The 22,915-nt window shown below is 71.2% G+C and carries 15 protein-coding genes; 10 read left to right on the forward strand and 5 right to left on the reverse strand.

What is annotated here, in order from left to right:
• From ON41_RS31135 to der, 3 genes are all read left to right on the forward strand, one after another.
• Positions 1-1,047, forward strand: a 1,047-nt coding sequence (locus ON41_RS31135; RefSeq protein ID WP_246829636.1) for a pseudouridine synthase, incomplete at its 5' end; no start/stop codon positions are given.
• A gap of 80 nt (positions 1,048-1,127) precedes the next feature.
• Complete coding sequence (gene cmk / locus ON41_RS31140; RefSeq protein ID WP_040751724.1) at positions 1,128-1,796, forward strand: (d)CMP kinase; 669 nt, start codon at positions 1,128-1,130, stop codon at positions 1,794-1,796.
• Positions 1,793-3,211, forward strand: coding sequence for a ribosome biogenesis GTPase Der (gene der, locus ON41_RS31145; protein WP_040751711.1), 1,419 nt, complete (start codon positions 1,793-1,795; stop codon positions 3,209-3,211). Before cmk ends, der begins: the two co-directional genes overlap by 4 nt.
• Positions 3,212-3,351: 140 nt before the next feature.
• Here the strand turns inward: der and ON41_RS31150 are convergent, their stop codons facing one another.
• Entirely contained in the window at positions 3,352-4,251 is a 900-nt protein-coding gene (locus ON41_RS31150) for a TIGR03564 family F420-dependent LLM class oxidoreductase (RefSeq protein WP_040751712.1), read from the reverse strand.
• 117 nt (positions 4,252-4,368) lie between these two features.
• A complete protein-coding gene (locus ON41_RS31155; RefSeq protein ID WP_040751713.1) occupies positions 4,369-5,073 on the reverse strand; it encodes an SGNH/GDSL hydrolase family protein in 705 nt (234 codons plus the stop codon).
• 252 nt (positions 5,074-5,325) lie between these two features.
• Here ON41_RS31155 and ON41_RS31160 point away from each other — a divergent pair, with 252 nt between their 5' ends.
• Complete coding sequence (locus tag ON41_RS31160; protein WP_040751715.1) at positions 5,326-6,147, forward strand: SDR family NAD(P)-dependent oxidoreductase; 822 nt, start codon at positions 5,326-5,328, stop codon at positions 6,145-6,147.
• Between the two features lie 72 nt (positions 6,148-6,219).
• Here the strand turns inward: ON41_RS31160 and ON41_RS31165 are convergent, their stop codons facing one another.
• On the reverse strand, positions 6,220-7,554 hold the full coding sequence (locus tag ON41_RS31165) for a GDSL-type esterase/lipase family protein (RefSeq protein ID WP_051162871.1): 1,335 nt from the start codon (positions 7,552-7,554) through the stop codon (positions 6,220-6,222).
• 205 nt (positions 7,555-7,759) lie between these two features.
• On the opposite strand from ON41_RS31165, the gene ON41_RS31170 reads away from it, so the two are divergent.
• From ON41_RS31170 to ON41_RS31190, 5 genes are read left to right on the forward strand one after another with little or no spacing between them, the layout of a single operon-like run.
• Positions 7,760-14,272 (forward strand): SDR family NAD(P)-dependent oxidoreductase, encoded by a 6,513-nt coding sequence (locus ON41_RS31170; protein ID WP_444543681.1) that lies wholly within the window; start codon positions 7,760-7,762, stop codon positions 14,270-14,272.
• Positions 14,273-14,285: 13 nt separating this feature from the next.
• A complete protein-coding gene (locus ON41_RS31175; RefSeq protein WP_040751717.1) occupies positions 14,286-15,149 on the forward strand; it encodes a hypothetical protein in 864 nt (287 codons plus the stop codon).
• A 14-nt stretch (positions 15,150-15,163) separates the two neighbouring features.
• A complete protein-coding gene (locus ON41_RS31180) occupies positions 15,164-16,891 on the forward strand; it encodes an FAD-dependent monooxygenase (protein WP_040751718.1) in 1,728 nt (575 codons plus the stop codon).
• 18 nt (positions 16,892-16,909) lie between these two features.
• Positions 16,910-18,205 carry an NAD(P)/FAD-dependent oxidoreductase gene (locus tag ON41_RS31185; RefSeq protein WP_063709980.1) on the forward strand — a complete coding sequence of 432 codons (1,296 nt, stop codon included), beginning with the start codon at positions 16,910-16,912 and terminating at the stop codon, positions 18,203-18,205.
• 7 nt (positions 18,206-18,212) lie between these two features.
• Positions 18,213-19,598, forward strand: a complete 1,386-nt coding sequence (locus ON41_RS31190) for a cation:proton antiporter (protein WP_040751719.1) — start codon at positions 18,213-18,215, stop codon at positions 19,596-19,598.
• Between the two features lie 120 nt (positions 19,599-19,718).
• On the opposite strand, the gene ON41_RS31195 is transcribed toward ON41_RS31190, so the two are convergent.
• On the reverse strand, positions 19,719-20,303 hold the full coding sequence (locus ON41_RS31195; RefSeq protein WP_040751720.1) for a TetR/AcrR family transcriptional regulator: 585 nt from the start codon (positions 20,301-20,303) through the stop codon (positions 19,719-19,721).
• Between the two features lie 73 nt (positions 20,304-20,376).
• Here ON41_RS31195 and ON41_RS31200 point away from each other — a divergent pair, with 73 nt between their 5' ends.
• A complete protein-coding gene (locus tag ON41_RS31200) occupies positions 20,377-21,582 on the forward strand; it encodes an FAD-dependent monooxygenase (RefSeq protein WP_051162876.1) in 1,206 nt (401 codons plus the stop codon).
• 48 nt (positions 21,583-21,630) lie between these two features.
• On the opposite strand, the gene ON41_RS31205 is transcribed toward ON41_RS31200, so the two are convergent.
• Positions 21,631-22,908 carry an FAD-dependent oxidoreductase gene (locus ON41_RS31205; RefSeq protein WP_040751727.1) on the reverse strand — a complete coding sequence of 426 codons (1,278 nt, stop codon included), beginning with the start codon at positions 22,906-22,908 and terminating at the stop codon, positions 21,631-21,633.
• Between the last annotated feature and the right edge of the window lie 7 nt (positions 22,909-22,915).

Genomic DNA, 22,915 nt, shown 5'->3' on the forward strand with positions numbered 1-22,915 from the left:
GGTTCGGATGGCTCGCGTGGTGGTTTCGGTTCGGGCCGTGGTGGTTCGGACGGCTCGCGTGGTGGTTACGGTTCCAGCCGTAGTGGTTCGGATGGGCCGCGTGGTGGATTCGGTTCCGGGCGGGGGGAGAGCCGGTCGCTGGCAGGGAAGCCGAGTATCGGTGGTGGGCGACCGCTGACGCCGAAGCCGGCGCCGAGCCGGAAGCCCAAGCCGAAGCCGCAGCGTAAGCAGCCGACCGTGCTCAGCTTCGCCAAGCCGGCCCGCCATCAGAACGTCGAGCCGGAGGAGATCGGGCCGAAGAAGCTGCCCTGGGGCGAGGGCGAACGGCTGCAGAAGGTACTCGCCAAGGCGGGCGTGGCCTCGCGCCGCGCCGCCGAGGAGCTGATCGAGGCGGGCCGCGTCGAGGTCGACGGCGCCGTCGTGCGCGAACAGGGCCTGCGCATCGATCCGAATACCGCGGTCGTCCGCGTCGACGGCGTCCGGATCGTGGTCCGCGACGAGCAGGTGTACCTGGCGCTGAACAAGCCCAAGGGCTACCAGTCGACCATGTCCGACGAACTCGGCCGCCCCTGCGTCGGCGATATCGTCGCCGAGCGGGTGATGGCCGGGCAGCGGCTGTTCCACGTCGGCCGCCTCGACGCCGAGACCGAGGGCCTGCTGCTGCTCACCAACGACGGCGACCTCGCCCACCGGCTGATGCATCCGTCGTTCGAGGTGCGCAAGACATATCTGGCGACCGTCGACGGCGAGGTGCAGCGCACGGTCGGCAAGCGGCTGCGCGAGGGCGTGGAACTCGACGACGGCCCCGCGAAGGTCGACAAGTTCACCGTGCTGGAGGTCGGCGAGGGCAGGTCCCTGGTGCGGGTGGTACTGCACGAGGGCCGCAAGCACATCGTGCGGCGGCTGCTGGCCGAGGTCGGCCATCCGGTGGAAGCGCTGGTGCGCACGAATATCGGCCCGGTCGCGCTGGGCGACCAGCGGCCCGGCACGCTGCGGGTGCTGGGCCGTGACGAAATCGGCAAGCTCTACGAGGCGGTGGCGTTGTGAACGGTGTGCAAGCGGGAGGAATCGTCGTGGACGGTACCGAGATCCCGGAGGAGCTGTCCCGGGCGACGCTGGTCGTCGCGATGGACGGCCCGTCGGGCACCGGCAAATCGAGCGTATCGCGCAAGCTCGCCGCCCGGCTGGGCGCGCGGTACCTGGACACCGGCGCGATGTACCGCGTCGCGACCCTGCGCGTGCTGCGCGGCGGCGTCGACCTCGACGATCCGGCCGCCATCGCCGTGGCCGCCAAGGATCTGCCGCTGACCATCGGTACCGACCCGTCGCACGAGCTGATCGAACTCGACGGCGAGGACGTCTCCGGGGAGATCCGCGGCAATGCCGTGACCAAGGCGGTCTCCGCGGTGTCGGCCGTGCCCGAGGTGCGCGAGCAACTCGTCGCGTTGCAGCGCGAGATCGCCGCGAGCGCGGGCCGCGTCGTGGTGGAGGGCCGCGATATCGGCACGGTCGTGCTGACCGACGCCGACGCCAAGATCTACCTGACCGCCTCCGCCGAGGCCCGCGCCTTCCGGCGCAACCAGCAGAACATCGACGAGGGCCGCGGCGACGACTACGAGGCGGTGCTCGCCGACGTGCAGCGCCGCGACAACCTGGACTCCACCCGCGCGGTGTCGCCGCTGCGGCCCGCCGCGGACGCGGTCCTGGTCGACACCAGCGACCTCAGCCGGGAACAGGTCATCGACGAGCTGTACCGGGTTGTGGCGCAGGAGATTTCAGCGGGAGGCAGGCGATGACATCGGAGACCTTCGCCACCGACGGGGTCTGGAACGACGAAACCGACTGGGAGATGGCCGATCTCGACGGTGACGTCGAGGCGGACGAGCACGTGCCGATGCCGACCGTGGCCGTCGTCGGGCGGCCGAACGTCGGCAAATCCACTCTGGTGAACCGGATCCTGGGCCGCCGCGAGGCAGTGGTCGAGGACGTGCCGGGCGTGACCCGCGACCGCATCTCCTACGAGGCGTCCTGGTCCGGCCGGAAATTCCTGGTGCAGGACACCGGCGGCTGGGAGCCCGACGCCAAGGGGCTGCAGCAGTCCGTGGCGCGGCAGGCCGAGCTGGCGATGGGCACGGCCGACGCGATCCTGCTGATCGTCGACGCCACCGTGGGCGCCACCGCGACCGACGAGGCGGTGGCGAAGGTGTTGCGCCGCTCCAAGACTCCGGTCATCCTCGTCGCCAACAAGGTCGACGGCGAGAAGCTCGAGGCGGAGGCGGCCGTGCTGTGGTCGCTGGGCCTGGGTGAGCCGCGGCTGGTGTCCGCGACGCACGGGCGCGGCACGGGCGATCTGCTCGACGATCTGCTCGCGGTGCTGCCGGAGACGCCGCGCGAGGGCACCGCCGCGGGCAGCGGCCCCCGGCGCGTGGCGCTGGTCGGCAAGCCGAACGTCGGCAAGTCCAGCCTGCTGAACCGGCTGTCGGGCGACGAGCGCTCGGTGGTGCACGACGTGGCGGGCACGACCGTCGACCCGGTCGACTCGCTGGTCGAATTGGACGGCAAGCCATGGCGTTTCGTCGATACCGCGGGCCTGCGGCGCAAGGTCGCCAATGCCAGCGGCACCGAGTTCTACGCCTCGCTGCGCACCAAGTCCGCCATCGAGGCGGCCGAGGTCGCTGTGATGCTGATCGACGCCTCGCAGCCGATTACCGAACAGGACCTGCGGGTGATCAGCATGGTCGCCGACGCCGGCCGGGCGCTGGTGATCGCCTACAACAAGTGGGATCTGGTCGACGAGGACCGCCGCTACATGCTGGAGCGCGAGGTGGACCGCGAGATGGTCCAGGTGCCCTGGGCGCAGCGGGTGAACATCTCGGCCCACACCGGACGCGCGGTCCAGAAGCTCGTTCCCGCAATGGAAACGGCGCTGGAGTCCTGGGACAAGCGCATCCCCACCGGGCGCCTGAACACCTGGCTCAAGGAGGTCATCGCGGCCACCCCGCCGCCGATGCGCGGCGGCCGCCTGCCCCGGGTCCTGTTCGCCACCCAGGCGACCACCCGGCCGCCGACCTTCGTGCTGTTCACCACGGGCTTCCTCGAGGCCGGCTACCGCCGCTTCCTGGAGCGCCGCCTGCGCGAGGAATTCGGCTTCGCCGGCTCCCCGGTGCGCATCTCGGTCCGGGTCCGCGAGAAGCGCGAACGCAAGCGCTGACGCGGGCCATGCCGTACCCGTGCGCCCAGTGCCGGTCCCACCGGGACCAGCACTGGGCGCAACACGGCAGAAGTTGATACCTCTACCTAGATATGCGCATCTGAACATTTAAATCGTTCGTGTTCGGCTGACACCTCGGTTCAGTACTCCGCGCGCAGGGTCCGCAGTAGTGCGAGTGTCCGGGCCTGGTCGGCGGGCGTTCCTATGAGGCTGATCAGCAGATCGGTGACGCCGGCGGCGGCATAGGCCCGGAGACGGTCCGCCACGGCGGCTTCGTCACCGAGGGCGGCTGTTTCGCGGGCGGCGGAGAGTCCTTGGCGGTCGAGGAGTTCGCGGTAGCTGGGCAGGCTGCCCACGGGCGCTGTCCGCTGGGCCAGCGCCTCGCCGATACTGCCGGGATCGTCGGTGACCGCCGTCGTGACGATGGCGGCGACGCGCGGTGCGGGGCGTCCGGCCGCGGCGGCGCGAAGGCGGGGGACGACCGTGGAATCGAGGAATTCCGGTGTGGTCCAGGTGGTTACGGTGCCGTCGGCCAGGCCGCCCGCGATATCCAGCATGGTGGGCCCGAGGGCGGCGAGGAGAACCGACGGCGTTCTCGGATCCGGGATATCCAGCGCGGCAGTCGCGTTCACCGTCTCGCCGTGGAAGTCCACGCGTTCGCCGCGCAACAGCGGGAGCAGGACCGACAGGAATTCGCGGCTGTGGCGGGCGGGCCGATGGTACGGCAGCCCGTAGGCGTTCTCGATGATCGGGGGATGGCTGGGTCCGATACCCAGTGTGAGGGGACCGCTCAGTGCGGCGGCGGTGGTGAGCGCCTGCCCGGCCAGCGCGACGGGATGGCGCGGATAGGTATGCACCACGGCCGTACCGAGTTCGAGGCCGGGCGCGGCCTGGCCCGCCAGGGCGGCGAGAGTCAGTGCGTCCCAGCCGAACACCTGCCCGAAGAAGACGCTGTCGAGCCCGGACGCCGCCACCGACCGGGCCAGGTCGAGCACCCGGTCCAGCGGCAGCGTCCGAGCGAGGTAGACACCGATTCGCACGACGCACCCATCGTCGTCGCCCGGTCGTGAACCGGGCGCTTGCTGTTGGACGGGTCGATCGTATCGATCGCCGGGAAGGCGGGCGAGCGTTGCGATTCGGGAGATTCCAATGGCGGCTCAGCGGGCGGCGGCGGACAGCGCCTTGACCACCTCGGCGGCGACGACGGCGTGGCCGGAGACGTTGAAGTGGATGTTGTCCGCGGACATGACGGTCGAGCGGTGGCCGACCGGATGCCACCACAGGTCGATGAGGATGGCGTCGTGGCGGGTGGCCGCGCGCCGGATGGCCTGATTCAACAGGTCCAGACGCTCGCGGAACGGGAGGAGTTCGGGCACGTGCTGCGGGACCGCGTCGGCGATGGTCATGGTGGCGACCCGGGCGCCGCGCTCGACGCCCGCGGCGAAGATCCGATCGAGATTGCGCTCGGCCGCCTCGTAATCGGGAGTATCGGTCCACAGGTCGTTGCCGCCGCAGGCGACGTACAGCAGATCCGGTTCGAAGGCCAGCGCGGCGTCGAGCTGCTCGTCGATCACCTGGCGGGTGGTGGCGTTGATGCGGCCGGTGTTGAGGAATTCGACCTCACCCACTGCCGTGCGCAGTGCCTGGAGAACCCGAGGCGCCCAATACATTTCGCGGTACCCGGGGCTCGGGTCGCCCGCGCCGTGCGCGGTGCTGTCGCCGACGAGCGCGATCCGGCGCCAGGGCGCGTCGCGCAGCATCTCCGCCGCGACGTCGTCCGGGATGCAGTCGGGATCGGTGTCCTCGGTGTAGACCGCGCCGGGCGCCGCGGACGTGGTGGTGGACCCGCTGGCCTCCGCCATGGGCTTCTCCTTCGTTGCTGAGCGGATGTCCGTCGCGCTAACCGAACGAACGTGCGTGCTTGTCACGCTACCGGCTTCGTTGTATACCGGTCAAGGTAGCCAGGTCGGCGCCCGCGTGCGCCGACGATAAGGGATTGGTTAGGGGTTTACCCTGCACAGCCGGGAGGCGGACGCTGAGCCTCGTATGCGAACGATCGTTCGGTAGAGGCCGCCCGGTCGGTGCGTATTCGCACCCGGACTCCAGGAGGAGCAGTGAAGGATCTGAAGGAACGCACGGTATTGCTGACCGGCGCGTCGGGCGGTATCGGTAAGCGGGTGGCCCGGCGGCTGGCCGCGGAGGGCGCCCAGGTGGCGCTGGTGGGCCGGCATGCCGAGGTGCTCGGCGCGCTGGCGGAGGAACTGCGCGAGACCGGGGTCAAGGCCGAACCGGTCATCGGCGATCTGGCCGATCCGGCCGGCCTGGACGATCTGGTCGACCGGGCCGAGCAGGCGCTGGGACCGATCGATGTGCTGATCAACAATGCCGGTGTCGAACTGGCGTCGGCGTTCACCCGGTACCGGCGCGAGGAACTGGACTGGATCGTGACGGTGAACCTCATGGCCCCGACTCTGCTGACGCGGCGGGTGCTGCCGGGCATGGTCGAGCGCGGCCGCGGCCATATCGTGTACGTCTCGACCGGCGCGGCCAAGGTGGCGCCGGCGTTCCAGGCGCCCTACGCGATGACGAAGGCCGGGCTGGTCTCGCTGGCCCAGTCGCTGCGCGCGGAGTACCACGGGACGCCGATCGGATTCTCGGTCGTGCTGCCCGGCTTCGTGAAGGGGGACGGGATGTATCAGGCGTGGGTGGACAAGGGCATTCAGGCCAGCGCGCTGCTCGGGTCCACGAACGTCGACAAGATCTCGGGCAAGATCGTCGGCGCGGTGCGCCGCAACCGGTCCGAGGTGCTGGATATGGGCATGCCGGTGCGGTCGATGTTCGCGACCACCCAGATGTCCCCGGGTTTCGCCGACCGGATGGCGCGGCGGATGTCTCCGGTGTTCCGGAAGCAGGCCGCCGCGCAGGATCGGCTGTAGGCGTACCTCCGCATTCGCTCCGGCCGTGCGCGGACTGACGACGGCTACGCCGACTGTGCCGACCAGTCCGGCTCAGCGGCACGCCGAGCCCTGGAAGGACGCGAGATCTATCGCGTCCGCCAGGGCCTGGTGCCCCTTCGGGTTCGGGTGGACAAGGGTGGGGGAGACGAGGTCGGGCCGCTGGGCGGCGGGGTCGGCCGGATCGCGCAGCACCGCGTCGAAGTCGATGACGCTGTCGGAGAGTTGCTGCGTGCGAATCCAGTCGTTGACGCGCTGCCGGACCCCTTCCGCCTCGGGGGCGAGCCCGCCGGCGATGAACGACCGCACCGACGGCGGGATCGTGGCCAGGTGCACGCGAATTCCCGCGGCGTGCAGCCGATCGATGATTTCGGTGTAACCGGCCGCGAGCTGTTCGGGATTCTGGGTCGGCGGAAATGCGAGATCATTGGTGCCCGAGGCGATTATCGCGTCGCTCACGCCGGCGGTATCGATGACGTCGTGCTGTAGGCGCGCCAATGCGCCCGGCCCGGTTTGCGGAATTGTCTGATTGCGCACGACGCGATTGCCCCAGATGCTGGAATTCAGCACCGTTATCGGAATTCCCGCGGCGTCCAGGCGGTGTTGCAGGAAATCGGTGTACCGGAGATTGCGATCGACGATGGCCGGATCCTGCGGGCCTTCGAAATACGTCGCTCCCGCGTATCCGGTGCTGATGGAATCGCCGAGCGCCACCACGCTCGATTCCTGTGCGGGGGCCAGGACGTCGACGCCGCCGGCGAACAGCACGCTGGTGGTGCGCATGGTCAGCGCCGCGCCGGTGGCGTCCGCGGTCTGATCGCCGGAGCCGGGCGGGCCGTAGTAACTGGTGGACAGGCCGACGATGTTCTCGGTCGCGGGGGCCGACAGTCCCGGCACGTACGCGCTGACGGCCAGCGGCGCGAACGCGTCGACGTGCAGCGGGATCGGGTCGCTGATCAGCTCGGTTCCGGGTGCGGCCGTCGCCGACGGGCTGCCGCCGAAGGTGACCGCGCGCAGCGTGTCCGGGTCGATCGCCGCGCCCTGCGCCTGCCTGGCGACGGTGACCGAGGCGAAGGTGACGGGCAGCGGCCCGAGCCGGTTGGTGAGGTGCAGGCGCAGCGTCTCGCCGCCGAGGTGCGGGGTGACGACGATCCGGTAGGTCTGGTCGGCCAGCGACATCGTGGGCGTGAGCGCCATATCCGAGACCGGGGTGGCATCGGAGGCCGCGATCAGCCAGCTGCCCACCCAGTGCGGGCCCGCGCAGCCGGATTCCGCGGGGTCGGCTCCGGCGGATGCGGCGGCGAGACCGAATGTCAGGGTGAGTGCCGATACCGCGATCCGGGCGGTGCGGGAAACTGCGCGGCGGTGCGGATTTCCGGTGCGTTTCATGAAGACGACCTAACTGTGTTCCCGGACGTTTGCCGGACACGAATGACGTTGTGCCGGAGTATAAGCAGACCGTTGTGACGGTGTCCGCCCCGTAGCGCGGGGATAGGGGCAGGCTAGGGGTTACCGCCACTCGCCGCCGGCCGCAACCATGGAACTCGTTCGCGGCGCGGGTATTCGAGCCTGCCGCGAGGGGATCCTTGCCGAAATTCGGGAGACGGGTATGGCGACTGAAGAAAAACTCCGCACCTATCTCAAGCGGGCTGCGATCGATCTGCATCGGACGCGGCAGCGGTTGCAGGAGCTGGAATCCCGTGGGAGCGAACCGATCGCGATCATCGGAATGGCGTGCCGCTATCCGGGCGGCGTCGCGTCGCCGGAGGACCTGTGGTCGATGGTGGCCGACGGGCGCGACGTCATCTCCGGATTCCCGGGCGACCGGGGCTGGGATGTGGACGGCCTCTATCACCCGGACCCCGATCACGAGGGCACCTCGTATGCGCGGGAGGGCGGGTTCCTCCGGGGCGCAGCGGATTTCGACGCCGCGTTCTTCGGGATCAGCCCCAAGGAGGCGCTGGCGATGGAGCCGCAGCAGCGGCAGCTGCTGGAGGTGTCGTGGGAGGCGCTGGAGCGGGCGGGTCTCGACCCGGCGACCCTGCGCGGCACCGCGACCGGCGTCTTCACCGGGATCATCGAGGTGCAGTACGGGCCCAATATCTCCGAGGACCGCAGCGGCCTGGCCGGGCTGATGCTCACCGGCCGCACCACCAGCGTGGCTTCGGGGCGGGTGGCGTATGTGCTGGGCCTGGAGGGCCCGGCGGTCTCGATCGATACGGCGTGCTCGTCGTCGCTGGTGGCGATGCACGACGCGGCCCGCTCGCTGCGGTCGGGCGAATGCAACCTGGCGCTGGCCGGCGGCGTCACCGTGATGCCGACGCCCGAGGCATTCATCGCGTTCTCGCGGCAGCGGGTGATCTCGCCGGACGGCCGGGCGAAGGCGTTCGCGGCGGCCGCCAACGGCACCGCGTGGGCTGAGGGCGCGGGAATGCTTGTTCTGGAACGGCTTTCGGACGCGCGCCGCAACGGTCACCGGGTGCTGGCGGTGCTGCGGGCCTCGGCGGTGAACTCCGACGGCGCCTCCAACGGATTGACCGCGCCGAACGGCCCGTCGCAGCGGCGGGTGATCGAGGCGGCGCTGGCCGGGGCCCGGCTGGGCGCGGCCGAGGTCGACGTGGTGGAGGCACACGGCACGGGCACGTCGCTCGGTGACCCGATCGAGGCGCAGGCGCTGCTGGCCACCTACGGGCAGGACCGCCCCGCACCGCTGTGGCTGGGGTCGATCAAGTCGAATATGGGGCATACCAGCGCCGCGGCCGGGGTCGCCGGCGTGATCAAGATGGTGATGGCCATGCGGCACGAGACGGTGCCGCCCACGCTGCACGTGGACGAGCCGTCGCCGCATGTGGACTGGTCGGCGGGCGAGGTGCGGCTGGCGACCGAGGCGCAGCCGTGGCCGCGCAACGGGCGGCCACGGCGCGCGGGGGTGTCGGCGTTCGGCATCAGCGGCACCAACGCGCACGTGATCGTCGAGGAGGCCGAGGAATTCGCGGCCGCCGAGGCCGAGGGGGACGCGGAGCCGGTCGCCGAACCCGTTGCGCCGCCGATGATTCCGTGGGTGGTGTCGGGCGGCACGGAGGCGGCGCTGGTCGCCCAGGCGGGCCGGCTGGCCGAATTCGCCGCCGCCCGTCCGGATCTGGCGCCCGTCGATATCGCCCATACGCTCGCCGCCGGGCGGGCCCGCCTGCCGCGCCGGGCGGTGCTGCTGGGCGCGGACGGCGCCGAACTGCGTGCCGCGCTGGACGCTCTCGCCGCGGACCGGGTGTCGCCGAATGTGATTCGCGGACAGGCCGCTCCGGGTGCGAAGACGGCGCTGCTGTTCCCGGGCCAGGGCGCGCAGCGGGTCGGGATGGGCCGCACGCTGTACGCGCGGTACCCGGTGTACGCGACGGCGTTCGACGAGGTGTGCGCCCAGTTCGACAAGCAGTTCGATCCGCCGCTGCGCGAGGTCGTGTTCGCGGAACCGGAGTCCGCCGCCGCGGGGCTGCTGAGCCAGACGTCCTATACGCAGGCGGCGCTGTTCTGTGTGGAGGTGGCGGTCTTCCGGCTGCTCGAATCCCACGGTGTGCGACCGGATCTGCTCATGGGCCACTCCATCGGTGAGGTCACGGCGGCCTACCTGGCGGGTGTCTGGTCGCTGGCGGACGCGGCGAAGCTGGTCGCGGCGCGCGGCCTGCTGATGCAGGCGCTGCCGGAGGGCGGCGCGATGCTGTCGGTGCCGGCGGGGGAGAGCGAGGTGGCCCCGCTGCTGGCGGGCAAGGAGGGCCGGATCGCGATCGCCGCGGTGAACGGCCCCGCGACGGTGGTCGTGTCCGGGGACGAGGACGCGGTCGACGAGGTGGCCGCGACCCTGGCCGAGCGCGGACACGCCACGCGGCGGCTGCGGGTCAGCCACGCCTTCCACTCGCCGCGTATGGATCCGATCCTCGCCGACTTCGCCGGTGTCTGCGCGGGTTTGACGTATCACCCGCCGACCGTGCCGATCGTCTCGAACGTCACCGGCGAGCTCGCCGATCCGGACATGCTGTGCGATCCCGAGTACTGGGTGCGGCACGTGCGCGAACCCGTCCGCTACCTGGCCGGGGCGCTGGCCGCGCGCCGGGCGGGCGCCACCGTATTCCTGGAGGCGGGTCCGGGAACGACGCTGACCGCGCTGACCCGCGACAGCCTCGCCGACGAGGACGCGGACGAGGTGACTGCGGTCGCCACACTCGATCCGAAACAGGACGAGATCCGGTCGCTGCACGCCGCGCTCGGGGCCGCCTTCGTCGCCGGTACCCAGGTCGACTGGACGGCGACGCTGGCGGGCGCCGGGGCACGCGGTGCGGATCTGCCGACCTACGCCTTCCAGCATCGGCGGTTCTGGCTGGACAAGCCCGCGGGCACGGGGGATCTGAGCGCGGCCGGGCTCGGCACGGGCGAGCATCCGCTGCTGGCGGCCGTGGTTCCGCTCGCCGACGGCGGGGGTGTGATGCTGACCGGGCGGTTGTCGGTGGCCGCGCAACCGTGGCTGGCCGATCACGTCGTGGCGGGAACGGTGCTGGTTCCCGGCACCGGGTTCGTCGAAATCGCTTTGCACGCCGGTGATCTCGTGGACTCTCCGCGCCTCGCGGAGCTGGTGTTGCAGGCGCCGCTGACCCTCGCCGATCCCGCCGGCGCGGATCTGCAAGTGGTCGTCGGCGCGGACGCGGGCGGTGACCGGAGCATCGCGATCTACTCGAGGCCGCACGGGGCGGACGAGGCGCCCTGGCTGTGCCACGCCACCGGCACGCTGTCTCAGCCCGAAACACCGACCGGCGGTGACGAGTTCGTGACGTGGCCGCCGACCGGCGCCATCGCGGTGGAGGTGGCCGATGCCTACGACACCCTCGCCGAGGGCGGCTACGGCTACGGGCCCGCGTTCCGGGGGCTCACGGCGATGTGGCGGCGCGGCGAGGAGTTGTTCGCCGAGGTCGAACTGCCCGAGCAGATCCGTTCGGACGCCGCCGGATTCGGCCTCCATCCGGCTCTGCTGGACACCGCGCTCCACCCGATGGCCGTCGCGGCGGTCACCGACGGAATCGACGCGGTGAAACTCCCCTTCGCCTGGGAGGGCGTCTCCCTGTCGGCCGTCGGCGCCACCGCCCTGCGCGTGCGGCTGGCGCCCGCCGGTCCCGACCGCCTGTCGGTCACGGTGGCCGACACCGGCGGGGCGATCGTCGCCGCCGCGGACGCCCTGTCCGTGCGCGCGCTCACCGCCGACCAGCTCACGCAGTCGGCCTCCGCGAACTCCGATCTGTACGCCCTGAACTGGGTGGCGATGCCCGCGAACACCGCGGAGGATGCCGCGGGAATCTGGGAAGAGGGTGCGGCAGAAGACGATTCGGCCGAGACGTACTCGCATGCCGGTACCGCTGCGGTGGTGCTGCGCTGCCTGACCGGCGACGCACCCGGCGAGGACCCGGCGGTGCGTGCCCTGGCCACGGTGACCGCGCTGCTCGAGCGGATTCGCGGCGTGTGGGCGGCGGACCGCCACACCGACGCCGTGGTCGTCGTGGTGACCAGCGGCGCGGTCGCGGTGGAGGGCGGAGAGGACGTCACCGATCTCGCCGCCGCGCCGGTCTGGGGACTGTTGCGGAGCGCGCAGGCCGAACAGCCGGAGCGGCTGGTGCTGGTCGATGTCGACGATCCGACCGGATACCGGGCGGCGGTCGAGGCCGCGCTGACCCTCGACGCCGAACCGCAGGTCGTGGTGCGGCGCGGCGCCTTGCACGTACCGCGGCTCGGGCGCGCCGGCGCCGATACGGTGGGCGGCGCGGAGCTGATCGGGCGGAGCCCGTGGCGGCTGGGCGCGCTCGGCGGCGGCACCCTGGACGGCGACAATATCGTGCTCGCCGAGGACGAGAACGCCGGCGCCGCACTGCGACCCGGCGAGGTCCGGGTGCGGCTGCGCGCCACCGGCATGAACTTCCGGGACGTGCTGATCGTGCTCGGCATGTACCCCGATCCGGATGCGCCGATCGGCGGCGAGGGCGCGGGCATCGTCGTCGACGTGGCCCCCGACGTCACCGACTTCGCGCCCGGCGACCGCGTGATGGGACTGTTCGCCGGAATCGGCGACACCGTCGTCTCGGACCGCTCGATGGTGGTCCCGATGCCCGAGGGCTGGACCTTCGCGCAGGCGGCGGCCGTGCCCGCGGTCTTCGCCACCGCCTACTACGCGCTGGTCGACCTCGCCGCCGTGACCGCCGGCGAGACCCTGCTCGTGCACGCCGCCACCGGCGGCGTCGGTATGGCCGCTGTACAACTGGCCCGCCACCTCGGCCTGGAGGTCTACGCCACGGCCAGCCTCCCGAAGTGGGACACCCTGCGCGCCATGGGTTTCGACGACGACCACATCGCCAACTCCCGCACCCTCGACTTCGAATCGGAGTTCCTGGCGCGGACCGGGGGCCGGGGCATGGATATCGTGCTCGATTCGCTGGCGGGCGAATTCGTGGACGCGTCGCTGCGGTTGCTGCCGCGCGGCGGGCGGTTCGTGGAGATGGGCCAGACCGACGTCCGCGACCCCGACGAGGTCGCCGCCGACCATCCGGGCGTCCGGTACCGCGGGTTCGTCCTCATGGAGGCCGGTCCGCAGCGGCTGCACGACATCCTCGCCGAACTGCTGAAACTGTTCGAATCCGGCATACTGCAACCGCTTCCGGTGACACCGTGGGATCTGCGGCGCACCCCCGAGGCGTTCCGCTACCTCAGCCAGGCCCGGCACGTCGGCAAGAACGTGCTCACCGTGCCCACCCCGCTGGACCCCGACGGCACCGTCCTCGTCACCGGCGGCACGGGTGTGCTGGGCGCGGCGGCCGCGAAACATCTGGTGGGGCGGGGCGCACAGCATCTGCTGCTGCTCAGCCGCCGCGGCAAGGACGCCGAGGGCGCGACGGAGCTGGCCGCGGAACTGACGGAACTCGGTGCCCGCGTGGACATCACGGCCTGCGATGCCGCCGACGCCGACGCGCTGCGGGACGTGCTCGCCGAGATCGACCCCGATCATCCGCTCACCGCCGTCGTGCACGCGGCCGGGCTCATCGACGACGCCCTGTTCACCGAGCTGACTCCCGATCAGCTGGCCGGCGTCTTCCGGGCCAAGGCGCAGGCCGCGTGGAATCTGCACGCGCTCACCGCCTCCCGCGAGCTGTCGGCGTTCGTGCTGTACTCCTCGGTGGCCGGCGTCCTCGGCGGACCCGGACAGGCCAACTACGCCGCGGCCAACGTCTTCCTCGACGCCCTCGCCGCGCACCGGCAGCGGCACGGGCTGGCCGCGTCCTCGCTGGCGTGGGGCATCTGGGAGCAGGCCAGCGGGATCACCGGCCACCTCGGCGACCAGGACTTCGCGCGCATGCGCCGCGACGGCCTGCTGCCCATCCCGACCGCCGACGGCCTGGCGATGCTCGACACCGCCCTGGTGCTGGGACAGTCGCTGACCGTGGCCGCGCGCCTGGACGCGCCGACCATCCGCGCCGCCGGGGCGCAGGCGCCGGAGGTCCTGCCACCGGCGCTGCGCGGGCTGCTGCGGGGCACCCGCCGCACCGCCGAGACCGCGGCCGCCGGGGAGTCCTCGAAGCTCGGCACGGCCCTCGCCGGTCGCACTCGGTCGGATCAGGAAGCGTTGGTGCTCACCACGATTCGCACCCACGCCGCCGCGGTGCTCGGGCACGAGTCCCCGGAGGCGATCGGCGCGGACCAGGCGTTCACCGACCTCGGTTTCGACTCGCTGGGCGCGGTCGAGTTCCGCAACCGCCTCAAGTCGGCGACCGGTCTGAAACTGACCACCACGGTGGTGTTCGACTACCCGACGCCGCTGGCGCTGGCCCGGCACATCCGCGACGAGATCGTCCCCACCGAGGATCCCGCGGCGGCGATCCGCACCCAGATCCAGGTCCTCGGCGACAGCGTCGGCAGCGCCGAACTGGATCCGAACGCCGTGGCCGATATCGCCGACCGGCTCGACGACCTGCTGCGGCGGCTGCGCGGCGGCGAACTGGACGAGATCCTCGACGACCTCGACACCGCCGGCGACGACGAGCTGTTCGAGTTCATCGACCAGCCCGTCCCGCCGGCCAACTGAACGGAGATCACCGATGGCTCTTCGGCTCTCACTGCTCGTCGCCGCGGCGCTGGCCACCGCCGCGGCTCTCGCCCCGGGCGCCGCCGCCGACGGCGACATTCTGCAACCCGACCGCGTCCCCACCGCCGACCGGCAGTGCGGCGCGGCGGAACGGACCGCCTCGCTGGCCGCCGACCAGGCCCGGGTCCTCGACCGGCTGGGCGCGCTGCGCACGCTGACGGGACCGCAGGACGTCATGGCGCTCGCCGCGCGCGGCGGCTGGGGTCCCGATTCGCACGGCTGGGTGCAGTACCGGGGGATCGGAGTGGGCCTGCTGGATCTGCCGCGCTCGCTGGACATCATCGCCAAGGGCATCGACGGCGTCACCGCCGGGACGATCGCCCGCGACGCGGTGACCAGCGGGCAGCCGACCGGGCTGTTCTACCGGTCGCTGAATCCCGCGGCGGTGTACGACGATCCGTATGTTCCGTCGTTCCCGTACGAGCTGGTGGGCTGGTTCTACGGGGCGGTCTACACGCCGGGCGTCACCCCGATCGAGAACGGGCTGTGCGTCTACCCGACCGATTGGGGTTTCCACGAGCGCGGCGTGCACGCCTTCCCGAATTTCGACATGGTGACCCAGCCGCCCGCCGAGGAGTGGGTGGGCCAGGATCCGGGCAGCATTCCGGCCGCGGCGCCGAATCCGCCGGGCCTGGTCCATCCGCGGGCCTGGGATCTGCACATCTGGATGGTGCCCGGCAGCGACACCCCGATCACGGGCGGGGTGAACACCGCCCAGGCCATCGCCGGTCACGACGGCGGCATTCCCGGTTCGTTCCCGTATCCGGAGGGACCGACCGCGGTCGGACCGGATCTGCCCGAACACCACGGACATTGAGCGCGGAGGGGGATATGGATACGACTGTCCTGATCGTCGGTGCGGGCGGCTGCGGCCTGACGGCGTCGATCTTCCTGTCCGAGCTGGGGATCGACCACCTGCTGGTCGAGCAGCGGCCCGACACCGCGCGACTGCCGAAGGCGCACTACCTCAATCACCGCACCATGGAGATCTTCCGCCAGTTCGGCCTGGCCGAGGAGATCCAGGCGGTGGGCGCCCCGCTGGAGAAGTTCGGCAAGGTGTGCTGGCAGACCACGCTGGCCGGGAAGGGCCCATTCGACGGCCGGGTGATCTACGAGATGGACGCCTTCGGCGGCGGCGACCTGCGCGAGACCTGGTCGGCGGCGAGCCCGGTGGCGGCGACGAACGTGCCGCAGATCCGCTCGGAACCGTTGCTGCGCACGGCCGCCGAGCTGCGCGCCCCCGGCCGCATCCGGTACGGGCACGAACTGGTGGAGTGGGCCGAGCGCGACGACCACCTCGTCGCCACGATCCGCACGGCCGCGGGCGAGACCACGACCGTCACCGCGAAGTATCTGATCGCCGCCGACGGCGGCCGCACGGTCGGGACCACGCTGGGCGTGCGCTACGACGGCTGGCCGCGCTTCCACCACGTCACCACCGTGCATTTCACCGCGGACCTGTCGCGGTGGCAGCGCGACGGCGCGCTGCTCACCTACTTCGTCAACCCGAAGCGCCCGGACCTGTCCGGGGCGACCCTGGTCGAAATGGGGCCCACCTGGGGCAAATTCAGCGAGGAGTGGGGCCTGCACTTCACCACCGGCGAGGACGATCCGGCACGCTCGCAGCGCGACGCGGTGCTGGCCCGCATCCGCGACACCCTCGGCATCCCGGACCTGCGGGTCCGGCTGCACAAGGTCAGCAACTGGACCGTCGACGCCGTCAACGCCCAGCGCTACCGGCACGGCCGTGTCTTCCTCGCCGGCGACGCCGCGCACAAACTGCCGCCCGCCGCCGGACTCGGGCTGAACACCGCGATCCAGGACGCCCACAATCTCGCCTGGAAGATCGCCGCCGTGGAGCGCGGGCACGCCGGTGACGGGCTGCTGGACAGCTACGAGCACGAACGCCGCCCGATCGGCCGCCGCAACCTGGACTGGGCGGTGGGCATCATCGCCAACTCGGAACTGGTGAGCGAGGCCGCGCTCGGGCTGGGACCGCATGTGCCGCACTGGATGCGGCCGACCTTCTTCAACACCTACTTCGAGGATTCGGCGCGCGGGCGCACCGCTCGCGCCCGCGCCGCCGAGGTGCTGGACACCCACCGGATCGATTGCCAGGCATTGGATATCGAGATCGGCGCGGCCTACGAGCGGGGCGCGCTGGTTCCCGACGGTACCCCCGCCCCGGAGCCGGACCCCATGGGGGACAAGCACATTCCCACCACGCGACCCGGGCATCGGCTGCCGCACGCCTGGGTCGCGCACGAGGGCGCCCGCCGATCCACCCTGGATCTCGTGGCGGCGGGGGAGTTCACCCTGATCACCGGGCCCGCCGGGCGGCCGTGGGCGGAGGCCGCGCGGCGGCTGCGCGACCGGACCGGCGTGCCGCTGCGGTCCGCCGAACTGGGCCCCGGCGATACCGAGTGGTCGCGGGTGTGCGGCATCGCCGAGGACGGCGCCGTCCTCGTCCGGCCCGATCAGCACGTCGCCTGGCGCAGTGCGGGGCCCGGCGCCGATTCCGACCTCGACCGGACCCTTCGACAGATCACCTTCTGCTGACACCGAATTGGAGTGACCATGGCCGACACGACCTACGACACGATCGTCATCGGCGGCGGACCGGCGGGCTGCGCGTACGCGCTGACCATGCTGCGGCGCGGCTACCGCGTTCTGCTGCTGGAGAAGGTGGAATTCCCACGCTTCCACATCGGCGAATCGTTCCTGCCCTACACCGTCGAGATCCTCGACCAGCTCGGGCTGCTGGACGCGGTGATGGCCAAGCCGTACGCGTTCAAACCCGGCGTCGAGCTGACCGGAATCGCGGGCAACGCGCGGCGCATCGACTTCGGCGACATCGGCGACGGCCGCCGCTCCTGGGCCATTCAGGTCGAGCGCGCCGAATTCGACAAGACCCTGCTCGACGAGACCGAGAAGGCCGGCGTGACGGTGCTCCAGGAGGCCGTCGTCACCGAGGTCGACGTGGACGGCGACGGCCGCGTCACCGGCGTCACCTACACCTACGAGGACGAAACCCACCACGCCACCGCGCCTTACATCGCCGACGCGTCGGGCCGGGCCGGTGTGATCGCCAAGAAGCTCGGCCTGCGGGTCGCCGACAGCAAGCTGCGGATGGCCGCGGTCTTCAAGCACTACGACAATCTCGACGAGAGCCAGAATCCGGGCGTCGAGGGCGACACCCAGCTCGGCATCCACCAGGACGGCTGGGTGTGGGCGATCCCGTTGCGCGCGGACGCGATCAGCATCGGCGCGGTCGCCCCGATGGCGCTGTTGCAGACCGATCGCCCGGAGCAGGTGTTCGACGAGCATCTCGCCCGGGTCCCGCGCGTCCAGCAGCGGCTGCGCGGCGCCACCGTGCTGCGGGAACTCAAGGGGGAGCGCAACTTCGAGTACCACGCCGAAACCCTCGCGGGGCCCGGCTATTTCCTGGTCGGCGACGCCGGGAGCTTCACCGATCCGGTGTTCTCCGGCGGTGTGCTGCTGGCCCTGGCCACCGGCCGCAAGGCGGGCGAACTGGCCGCGGATCTGCTGGCGGGCGCCGTTCCCGAAGAGCGGGCGGCCGACTCGTACGGGTCGTTCTTCAAGACCGCCTACGAGACCTACTATCGGCTCATCCGCGCCGTCTACGACAACCGGCAGCCCGTCATGGGGCAGGTGATCCTGGACCTGGCCGCCGACCTCGATCCGAAATGGCATGTGCGGCTGGTCAGCGGCGACTTCTGGACCCAGGAGAGCCCGCTGGTGAACCGCCTGCGGGCCGAACCGGAGTGGTCGCTGTTCGAGCCGTTCGAGCTGTTCCCGGACTGCCCGATCTATCCGCGCACCGCGGATACCCGATCCGTCGTCCCGGCCTGAGGTTCCCATGCCGTCGTTCCTCGATCTGACGCTGCACTTCTTCCTGCAGATGGCGGTGATCCTCGCCGCGTACCGGCTGGTGTGGCCACTGTTGAAGCGGCTCGGGCAGATGCAGGTCGTCGCCATCATGGCGGCCGGCTTCCTGCTCGGCCCGTCGGTGCTCGGCGCGGTGTGGCCGAGCGCCCAGAGGTGGTTGTTCCCGGCCACGCTCGTGATCGGCGGCCAGTCGATTCCACATCCGTCGCTGACCGTGCTCTACGTGGTCGGGCAGCTGGGGCTGGTGCTCTACATGTTCCTGGTCGGGGCGTCGTTCCAGACCAAGATCCTCACCGAGCACTTCCGGGTCGCGGGCACCACCGCGGCCGCCGGGCTGGGTGTTCCGCTGGCACTCGGCGCCGTCGCCGGGTACCTGCTGTTCACCCACGGTGACTACTTCACGGACAAGATCCACGCGTGGCAGGCGGCGCTGTTCCTCGCCGCCGCCGTGGGGATCACCGCGTTTCCGGTGCTGGCGTGGATCATTCACGATTCCGGCCTGCACCACACGCGGGTGGGCACCATGACGCTGGCGTGCGCTGCCTTCGACGACGCCTGGTCCTGGATCCTGCTGGCGGTGGTCGTCGCCAGTGCCAAGGGCAATATGAACAGCGCCGTGTTCGCCTTCGTCGGCGGCGTCGGATTCGTGCTGTTCATGCTGGTCGTGGGGCGGCGGTTGCTGCGGCTGCTCAACGACTGGGCCGAGCGCGACTCGGGGCGGGACTCCGACGGCGGCCTGCCGCTCGGCCCCTACGTCGTGGTGCTGCTGGTGGTGCTGGTGTGCGCCTGGTTCACCGACTGGTCCGGCATCTATTCGGTCTTCGGGGCCTTCCTGGCCGGCGTCGTGATGCCGCGCGGCAGGCTGCTGGACACGGTGCGGGAGCGGACCGAACCGGTCGTGGCCTACCTGCTGCTGCCCGCGTTCTTCGTCTACGCCGGCCTCAACACCAAGCTCAGCCTCCTGTTGCATCCCGCGGCGCTGATCGCGGGCGTCGCGATCCTGGCGGTGTCGTTCGTCGGGAAGTTCGGCGCGGTCTCGCTGACCTCGCGATGGCAGGGGATGAGCTGGCGCGAGGCGGGCGCCATGGGCGCCCTGGCGAACGCTCGCGGGCTGATGGAGCTGGTCCTGATCAATATCGGCCTCACCCAGGGGCTCATCACGCCGACGCTGTTCACGATCCTCGCGATCATGACGATCGTGACCACGTTCGTGGCGAGCCCGCTGTTCCGGTTGTTCGAGCGCAGCGCGTGGCGCAACGGGATGGTGTTCGGGGCCGGCGGGGAGACCGCCGCGCCCGCCTCGAGCCGGGCGGATCCCCGTTCCGGTGGCGCTGTGACCCGGCTCACGGTACGTTGAATCCGCTTGACACCCAATAGAAGAGGGCTCGTATGTGGAGTATCGCCGTCATCGCCGTGATCAGCGCCATCCTGATCGGGGTCGCGTTCCAGGCGTCGTTCCCCGACTGACGAGCCTGTCTCACTCCCGCGGCGGGGCCCCGGATCCGGGGTCCTGCCGCATGATCCGGCGTAGCCCGTCGGCCAGATCCCGTCCCGTGGGGGCATTGCCGGGATCGATCAGATACTGCGCGGCCACGCCGATCAGCAGCGCCTGAGTCAGCGCGCCGACCGTGGCCGCCGCCCGGTCGTCGGATTCCTCGTCGCCGTTCAGCAGGCGGGCGAGCCCGGAGCGGGCCTCGTCCGCGCCCGCGGCCAGCTGCTCGCGGGTCTCCGGCGCCGCCAGCGCGTCGAAGGTCGCCGACCATACCCCTGGATGCGTGGCGATCGTGCCGAGCACCGCGTCCCAGCGGGTTTCCCAGCGCCGCAGCGGATCCGGGTCGTCCGCCGGTGAATCGGCCAGCGCCCGTTCGAGTTCCGCGCCCCAGTCCCGGGTCTCCCCGGCCAGCGCCTCGGTGAGCAGCGCCTCCTTCGATCCGAAGTGGTAGCCGATCGCCGCCATGCTCACCCCCGCCGCGGTCGAGATGTCGCGCACCGTCGTGCGGGCGTACCCCTTCTCCCGCAGGCACCGGCGCGCGCCGGCCAGCAGATCCTCGCGATTTCCCATGCCCTCACCCTAGCGCATACGCCTTAGACAAACGTATTGCGCAAACGCCTAAGACGGTTGTACAGTTCTCGGCATGCGAGAGATGACGAACAAGAACGTGCTGATCTCCGGTGCGAGCATCGCCGGTCCCGCCCTCGCCTTCTGGCTGCGGCGCTACGGCTTCACGCCGACCGTCGTCGAGCGGTCACCGGCGCTGCGGGAGGGCGGTCAGGCCATCGACGTGCTCGGCACCGCGACCGAGGTGGTGCGGCGGATGGGGCTGCTGGAGCGGGTGCACGAGCTGAGCACCGGCAAGCGCGGCACCTCGTATGTCGACGCGGCGGGCGCGGTGCGCGCGAGTATCAGCAGCGAGGTGTTCAACGGGGTCGGCGCGGGCGGCGATACCGAGATCCAGCGCGGCGATCTGGCCCGGGTGCTGTACGAGGCGACGCGCGACGACGTGGAGTACCTCTTCGGCGATTCGATCTCCGAGCTGTCGGAGGGCGAGGACGGCGTCCGGGTGGTCTTCGAGCACGGCGAGCCGCGGACCTTCGATCTGGTCATCGGGGCCGACGGCGTGCATTCCCGCACGCGCGCACTGGCTTTCGGGCCCGAATCGCAGTTCGTGAAGCATATGGGCTACTACATCGCGATCTACACCGTTCCGAATTTCCTCGGGCTCGACCACTGGGAGCTGGACCACAACGTGCCCGGCAAGATCGCCGGCTGCTACAGCGCGCGGGAGAACACCGAGGCGAAGGCGATCTTCGCGTGGGCGTCGGATCCGATCGAGTACGACCACCGGGATTCGGCGCAGCAGAAGCGCCTGGTCGCCGAGGCCTACGCGGGCGTGGGCTGGGAGGCGCCGCGGCTGCTCGAGCACCTCGGGAACGCACCGGACTTCTACTTCGACGCCATGGCGCAGGTCCGCATGGATTCCTGGCACCGGGGGCGGGTGGCGCTGGTCGGCGATGCCGGGTACTGCGCGTCGCCGCTGTCCGGGCAGGGCGCCGATCTGGCGCTGGTAGGCGCGTATCTGCTGGCCGGGGAGCTGGCGGCGGCGGGTGGCGACCACGCCGTCGCCTACGCCGGATACGAGCGGCGGATGCGGCCGATGGTCGACGCCTGCCAGAAGTTCGCCGAGGGCGTGGGGCCCTGGTACGCCCCGAACAGCAAGGCGATGATCCGATTCCGCGACCTGAACGTGCGCCTGCTGCCTTACCTGCCCTGGCGCGGGCTCATCGGCGGCGCCCCGCAGAAGGTCGCCCGCACGATCACCCTCGAAGACCACGCGGCGTGACCGTCGACCCGGGTCGAAGGCCGACCGTCGACGAGATGGTGGCGGTGGTCAGAGGCGGGACGGGTGGGTGTCGGGGAGTTCGAGATAGGCGTTCTGGGTGAGGAGTTCGTGCTGGAGGGCGGCGACGGCGGGGGTGTGTGCGGTGGCGGCGTGGAATGCCGCGGCCACTCCGGCGGCGTGGCCGGTGGCGAAGGCGGTGCCCATGACGCGCAGGGAGGCGCCGGCGCCGCGGTCGGCGTCCACGGTGCGGCCGGCGGCGTAGAGGTTGCCGGTGTCGGCGCTGTGTATGACGCCGAACGGGATGTCGTAGTGGGCGTTTCCCGCGATGAACTGCCACTCCGGGACGACGCCCGCGGCGGGGTGGTATTCGATCGGCCAGGCGCCGATAGCGACGGTCTCGTCGTTGCGGGCCGCCCCGAGGACCTCGCCGGCGGTGAGGCGGTAGCGGCCGAGGATGTGGCGGGATTCGCGGGTGCCGATCTCCGGGCCCGTGCCGACGATATAGGCGTCGGCACAGCCGGGCAGGGTCCGCACGACGTCGAGATAGTCGCGGGCCTGCGCGCGGGCGTGGGCCTGGGCGCGCGTCAGCTCGCGGGCATCGCGGGCGTCGTAGCCCTCGTCCACCACATACGCCACCACGTCGCCCGAGATCGGCAGGCGCGCAACGAGTCCGCGCTCGGCGAGGAGCGGTGCGCCGCGGAGTTTGGCGTCGGCCACCGCGGCGGCGAGGAGGTCGCGCGTGAATTCGGCGTGCGGGGGTATGCCGCCGAAGCGCACGCCCATGGTGCCGTTCTGGACGTGGCCGTCGTTGCCGTAGCGGACGGCGGCGCCGCCGAAGGCCGCCAGATCGGCCTCGCCGGTCGCGTCGACGAAGGCGGCGGCCCGGATCGTGTGCAGCCCTTGATGGTCGGCGACGCGCACCGCGACGATCCGGTCGTCTCGGCGTTCGGCATCGACCAGCAGGCTGTCCATCCGCACCTCGACCCCGGCGTCGCGGCAGCACCGGTCCAGTACGTACTTGACCGATTCGGGATCGAATACCACTGCGACGGAGGTGAATCGGAGTGGTTCGGTCACCGCGCCCAGCCGCCGCAGCGCCCGGAGCACCTCGTCGGCGACGCCGAACACGACCTGGCGCGGGGGATCCTCGCGGGTGTACAGCCCGCAGTAGGTGAGCACGGTGCGCAGGGTCGCCGCGCCGCCCAGGCACGGCCCGCGTTCGATCAGCAGGGTGCGCGCACCGGTCCGAGCGGCGCCCACCGCCGCCGCGACTCCCGCCGACCCGCCGCCCGCCACCACCACGTCGTATCGCTCGCCACCAGGCATCGGATCA

This window comes from Nocardia transvalensis NBRC 15921 (genome assembly GCF_000308875.1).
GTDB classification, from domain to species: Bacteria; Actinomycetota; Actinomycetes; order Mycobacteriales; family Mycobacteriaceae; genus Nocardia; species Nocardia transvalensis.

What these genes read in the sequence shown, in the direction of transcription:
- ON41_RS31165 (WP_051162871.1), bottom strand. Translation starts at nt 7,554, where the DNA reads ATGAAACGCACCGGAAATCCGCACCGCCGCGCAGTTTCCCGCACCGCC.
- ON41_RS31185 (WP_063709980.1), top strand. Translation starts at nt 16,910, where the DNA reads ATGGCCGACACGACCTACGACACGATCGTCATCGGCGGCGGACCGGCG.
- der (WP_040751711.1), top strand. Translation starts at nt 1,793, where the DNA reads ATGACATCGGAGACCTTCGCCACCGACGGGGTCTGGAACGACGAAACC.
- ON41_RS31205 (WP_040751727.1), bottom strand. Translation starts at nt 22,908, where the DNA reads ATGCCTGGTGGCGAGCGATACGACGTGGTGGTGGCGGGCGGCGGGTCG.
- ON41_RS31190 (WP_040751719.1), top strand. Translation starts at nt 18,213, where the DNA reads ATGCCGTCGTTCCTCGATCTGACGCTGCACTTCTTCCTGCAGATGGCG.
- ON41_RS31175 (WP_040751717.1), top strand. Translation starts at nt 14,286, where the DNA reads ATGGCTCTTCGGCTCTCACTGCTCGTCGCCGCGGCGCTGGCCACCGCC.
- ON41_RS31180 (WP_040751718.1), top strand. Translation starts at nt 15,164, where the DNA reads ATGGATACGACTGTCCTGATCGTCGGTGCGGGCGGCTGCGGCCTGACG.
- ON41_RS31200 (WP_051162876.1), top strand. Translation starts at nt 20,377, where the DNA reads ATGCGAGAGATGACGAACAAGAACGTGCTGATCTCCGGTGCGAGCATC.
- ON41_RS31155 (WP_040751713.1), bottom strand. Translation starts at nt 5,073, where the DNA reads ATGGCGGAGGCCAGCGGGTCCACCACCACGTCCGCGGCGCCCGGCGCG.
- cmk (WP_040751724.1), top strand. Translation starts at nt 1,128, where the DNA reads ATGGACGGCCCGTCGGGCACCGGCAAATCGAGCGTATCGCGCAAGCTC.
- ON41_RS31195 (WP_040751720.1), bottom strand. Translation starts at nt 20,303, where the DNA reads ATGGGAAATCGCGAGGATCTGCTGGCCGGCGCGCGCCGGTGCCTGCGG.